The sequence below is a fragment of the Rhodococcus sp. KB6 genome, assembly GCF_001445685.1.
GTDB lineage: Bacteria > Actinomycetota > Actinomycetes > Mycobacteriales > Mycobacteriaceae > Rhodococcus_F > Rhodococcus_F qingshengii.
This window is the reverse complement of record NZ_LNAK01000048.1, coordinates 1-4,696: the sequence shown is the minus strand read 5'-3', so window position 1 is coordinate 4,696 and position 4,696 is coordinate 1. Positions and strand designations below refer to the sequence as shown.

The following is a 4,696-nucleotide window of genomic DNA, read 5'->3' as shown; positions in this document are numbered from 1 at the left end:
CTAACCCAAATCAGAAAGCGGGTGGGGAAAAACAACTGGCCGCCACCGGGGAGAACCCGTGGCCACCAGCGGGGAGAACTACTGGCCGCCTACGGGGAGAACTTCGTGGCCATTGACACAGACGATCTACGGTTGGCGCAAACAGGACCTGATCGACACGGGGCAGGTACCAGGACTCTCACGCCTCGAACAATCCGAGCTCACCTCGGCGAAAAGACGTATCCGTGAACTCGAGAACGAAGTCGCAATACTGAAACGGTCCCGTGAGCTGCTGAAAGAGCCACACGACCCAAAAGGCGATTCGCGGCCATAGCGACAATGGCCGCGGAAGGACTACCTGTGCAGGCGTCCTGTCGCCTACTGAAGGTGTCCGAAGCGGGGTACTACGAATGGCGCAACCGACCACCGTCACTACGCGCTCTGCGGCACACCTGGCTACTTGAACAGATCACCGCAGTGCATGCCGCATCTCGCGGTACATACGGCGCCAGGCGCATTCACGCCGAGCTCACCCTTGGACTCGGTCTGTCCGTCGGACACAACCAAATCGAGGCCGTGATGTCGCGCGCCGGCATCAAAGGCCTACCCGGGACCAGACGGCCGAAATCTCGACATCAGACACCGACAGCCGGCGACCTGGTCAACCGGATGTTCACCCGTGAACAGCCAAATCGGTTGTGGGTCACTGATATCACCGAACATCGCACTCCTTGGATTCCAGCAATCGTCGCAACACCTACTGGAAGGTGTTGCAATGGCTGGCAAAAAGTACACGGATCAGCAGAAGGAAGAATTCTTCCGACTACTCGATAGAGGTGGCACGGTCCGCGCTGCAGCGCGTGCAGTCGGCGTTCATGAAGACGCAGGCTACAACTGGTTGCGGAAGACAGGGCTGACCATGGCGCGGACGGCGCCGCGCACTTACCCCGCGGAACTGAAAGCTGAGTTCTTGCGGCTCGTTCGCGAGCGGGAAATCATCTCGACTGTTGCTCATGAGCTGGGGATTCATCGGCCAACCGCTTATGCGTGGGCGCGGAAAGCAGGGATATCGACCAGCGAGGCACGCAAGGTCAACCCGCGGCGTGAAGAGTTCCTGCGTCTGCGAGCTGCGGGACTCACGCGCGTAGAGGCGAGGGCTCGCGTCGGGGCCGATGCCCGATCGGCGACCGACTGGGACAAGGGCATCACGATCATCAACCGGGGGCGGGTCTATCCCGACGGTCGGGTGGTGCGGTACCCCGTAAAGAACAATGATGTTGTGCCAGAACGAAGAACTCGCGCGATCGGCGGAAGTGTCGACCTCAACGTCGTCGAGAAGATCATCCATCCCCGCTACCTCAGCCTGCTCGAACGCGAGCAGTTGCAGGACCTACGGCGTGCGGGGTTGTCGATCCGGGCGATCGCGTCGCAGATGCGACGCGCACCGTCGACGATCAGCCGAGAACTCAAGCGCAACACAGTCTCGGTGAGGGGATATATGCCTCATACGGCGCATCGGCTGTCGGTGAAGCATCGGGCCAGGCCGCGGCAGGCGAAGCTGGTTGCCAATGCCGAGCTTCGTTCCTATGTCCAAGGGAAACTGGCGAAAAGGTGGTCGCCGCAACAGATCAGTCACCGACTGGTCAAGGACTTCCCGACCACGCCGGAAATGCGTGCGAGCACCGAGACGATTTATCAAGCGATCTACGTGCACGCCCGGGGCGATCTCACACGGGAACTCGGAAAGCAACTGCGCCGCGGTCGAATTGCGCGCAAGCCACATAGGCAGTCCGATGCCCGTCGGCCGCGGTTCGTCGACCCGATGAACTCGATCAGCAATCGGCCGGCAGAGGTTGACTCGCGAAAAGTGCCAGGTCATTGGGAGGGCGATCTCATCATCGGTGCGCTGGGTGGATCGGCGATCGCGACACTAGTCGAACGCTCCTCCCGCTTCGTGATGCTCGGGCACCTCGGACGTGAACGGACTGCCGAAGCCGTCCGCGACTCTCTCATTACCACCGTCCGTCATCTGCCCGCATCGCTGCGAGGAACTCTGACCTGGGACCAAGGCGCCGAGATGGCCGAGCACCGGGCATTCGCCGCCGCGACCAACTTCGACGTCTACTTCGCAGACGCGGGCGCTCCCTGGCAGCGCGGCAGCAACGAGAACACCAACGGGCTTCTCCGCCAATACTTCCCGCGCGGTACCGACCTGGCAGCGCATAGCGTCGACAAACTCTTGGCCGTCGCGGAGGAGCTTAACGACCGACCCCGGAAATCGCTCGACTGGGACACCCCTGCCGAGCGCCTGAGTGCTTTACTGGAAGTCTCGTAATCACGAGTGTTGCGACGATTGCTGGAATCCAAGCTCGTGAAGGTAAGGTTTTCTGCGCGGTTGTCCTGGATGCGTTTTCAAGACGGGTCGTGGGGTGGTCGATCGATTCCAGTCAAACCTCCGCGCTGGTGACCAACGCGCTCTCGATGGCCATCTCCAACCGTGCACCGCTCGAAGGAACCGTGATTCACTCCGATAGTGAGACTGTTTGTGCCGGTGTTTTCGGATTTCCTGACCGTTAACGCATGGAGACGAGAGAATGCTGGTGCCGGGTGTTCCCAGTGTTCCTGACCCGCACTCCGATCGACGATCGTGTGTCTTTCCTTGGATCTGTCGGTTCCTGGGAACGCCCGGTGAGGCGCTACGCCTCACCGTCGGGGTGACCTGAGGAGAGCCTGCACCACCAGGTGCTCATCACTGTCTTGTCCGCCGGTTCGGTCGATGCGCGGCGCCGCCTTGCTCATCGGTCAACGGAGAGGAAAGCGACATGACAAGGATGCCTGACAAAGCTGGTCTCGATCAAGACCGGGAAGTGTTCGCCGGGGTCGATACCCACAAAGAATTGCATGTCGCCGCGGTGATCGATACCGACGACACAGTCCTCGGGACTCGCAGTTTTCCCACCACCCGAACTGGTTACCGAACCATGCTGACCTGGATCGGCGAGTACGGCACTCTGATCCGGATCGGTGTCGAGGGCACTGGCTCCTACGGAGCTGGGCTGACCCGCCACCTTGCTAAAGCGGGCGTGACGGTACTCGAGGTGGACCGCCCCGATCGGTCGGACCGCCGCCGTAAGGGCAAAAACGACGACCTCGATGCCATTAACGCAGCGCGTGCAGCCAAAACCAACCGGCGCACCACCACCCCGAAATCGAAAGATGGTGCCGTCGAGTCACTTCGTGTGTTGAGGGTGACCCGAGCCCATTCGGTACGAGAGCGGCGCAGTGCGCTGCAACTATTGCGGATGACGATCATCTCCGCTCCCGACGAGCTGCGCGAGCAGGTCCGCGATCTGACGCGGATGCAGCTGATACGCCTCCTCGCCGCGTGGCGGCCGGATGTCTCGAACGCTACCGATCCTGTGACCGCCTACCGGGTTTCGCTGAAATCCCTGGCTCGCCGCTATCTCGAATTGACCGACGAGATCGCCGATCTCGACGAACTGATCAACCCGATCGTGAAAGCGCTCGCACCTCAACTGCTCGAGCGAGTCGGAATCGGTATCGAGGTCGCCGGCCAGATGCTTGTCACCGTCGGCGACAATTCCGATCGGATGAAATCCGAGGCTGCGTTCGCGATGCTCTGCGGTGTCGCGCCGCTACCCGCATCTTCTGGCATGACCCAACGACACCGTCTCAATCGAGGCGGCGACAGACAAGCCAACCGAGCCTTGCATCTGGTCGTCATCGGCCGTATTCGACTCGACCCGAAAACCCAGGCCTACGTAGAGAAGAAGACCAGCGAAGGCCACTCGAAACTGGAAACCATTCGGTGCCTGAAACGCTACCTGGCTCGCGAGATCTACTACCTCCTCAACCCCGGACAGCAGACCATTACTCCGAACACCCGACCGCATCGAAAGGCAGCTTGACTCTCAGGAGAGCATCCACGGAGTGCAATTCACGTCCTGGACATTCACCCGCCGGGCGCACGACTCAGGGCTGGTTCCGTCGATGGGATCTGTCGGTGACTGCTACGACAACGCCACAATCGAATCATTCTGGGGCAGAATGCAAACCGCGCTTCTAAATCGAAAACGGTGGCGTACCCGGATTGAACTGGCGAACGCTATCTTCGAGTATCTGGAGATCTTTCACAACCGTCAACGTAGACATTCGAGCCTCGGAATGCGCACCCCGATAGAGTACGAATTGCATCATCACACGAATCAGCCAGTTGCCTGAAACCAGCTATGTCGACTCCGTGGAACCCAGGGCACATCACTTCATCCTTTGGGAAAGATGGAGTCATGTCCTCAGCAACGAACAAGAGGTACCCGCCCGAACTGCGTGAGCGGGCAGTGCGGATGGTCTCAGAAGTCCAACACGAGTACCCGTCCGAGTGGGCCGCAGTCGAATCCGTCGCTGACAAACTCGGCATCGGAACAGCGCAAACGCTGCTCAACTGGGTCCGGAGAGCTCAGACCGACGCCGGGATACGTCCCGGTGTGACGAGCGAAATGGCAGCGGAGATGCGCAAACTTCGAGCCGAGAATCGGGAACTCAAGCGCGCCAACGAGATCCTGAAGTCGGCATCGGTTTATGTGGGTGATCGATGTCAAGTGCCCGTGTCGTCGAGTCGCTGGATAAGTCCGTCGAAGACCTTCTGCCGCCCGATCTGGCCCTTGTCTGCGGCGTCGTCTCGCTGACGGGTGAGGGT

General features: G+C 60.4%; 4 protein-coding genes and 3 pseudogenes. All 7 read left to right on the top strand.

Annotated features, from left to right (window positions below; all coding sequences use genetic code 11):
- Nucleotides 1-318: 318 nt before the first annotated feature.
- Nucleotides 319-813 carry an IS3 family transposase gene (locus ASU23_RS35310; RefSeq protein WP_082661381.1) on the top strand — a complete coding sequence of 165 codons (495 nt, stop codon included), beginning with the start codon at nucleotides 319-321 and terminating at the stop codon, nucleotides 811-813.
- A pseudogene (locus tag ASU23_RS35305) lies at nucleotides 755-1,105 on the top strand (transposase); the annotation flags it as partial. The gene ASU23_RS35310 and the pseudogene ASU23_RS35305, both read left to right, overlap by 59 nt.
- Nucleotides 1,106-1,258: 153 nt before the next feature.
- Nucleotides 1,259-2,314, top strand: a complete 1,056-nt coding sequence (locus ASU23_RS11160; RefSeq protein ID WP_253741287.1) for an IS30 family transposase — start codon at nucleotides 1,259-1,261, stop codon at nucleotides 2,312-2,314.
- Entirely contained in the window at nucleotides 2,257-2,556 is a 300-nt protein-coding gene (locus ASU23_RS35300; protein ID WP_082661380.1) for a DDE-type integrase/transposase/recombinase, read from the top strand. The genes ASU23_RS11160 and ASU23_RS35300 overlap by 58 nt, the downstream gene beginning before the upstream one ends.
- A 245-nt stretch (nucleotides 2,557-2,801) precedes the next feature.
- Nucleotides 2,802-3,908, top strand: a complete 1,107-nt coding sequence (locus ASU23_RS11155; RefSeq protein ID WP_082661379.1) for an IS110 family transposase — start codon at nucleotides 2,802-2,804, stop codon at nucleotides 3,906-3,908.
- Between the two features lie 10 nt (nucleotides 3,909-3,918).
- Nucleotides 3,919-4,221, top strand: a pseudogene (locus tag ASU23_RS11150) (transposase); the annotation flags it as partial.
- Nucleotides 4,222-4,286: 65 nt separating this feature from the next.
- A pseudogene (locus ASU23_RS33295) lies at nucleotides 4,287-4,580 on the top strand (transposase); the annotation flags it as partial.
- Nucleotides 4,581-4,696: the final 116 nt, after the last annotated feature.

Bases quoted from the DNA above. Each gene is read 5' to 3' on its own strand.
- ASU23_RS35310 (WP_082661381.1), top strand. From the start codon at position 319: ATGGCCGCGGAAGGACTACCTGTGCAGGCGTCCTGTCGCCTACTGAAG.
- ASU23_RS11155 (WP_082661379.1), top strand. From the start codon at position 2,802: ATGACAAGGATGCCTGACAAAGCTGGTCTCGATCAAGACCGGGAAGTG.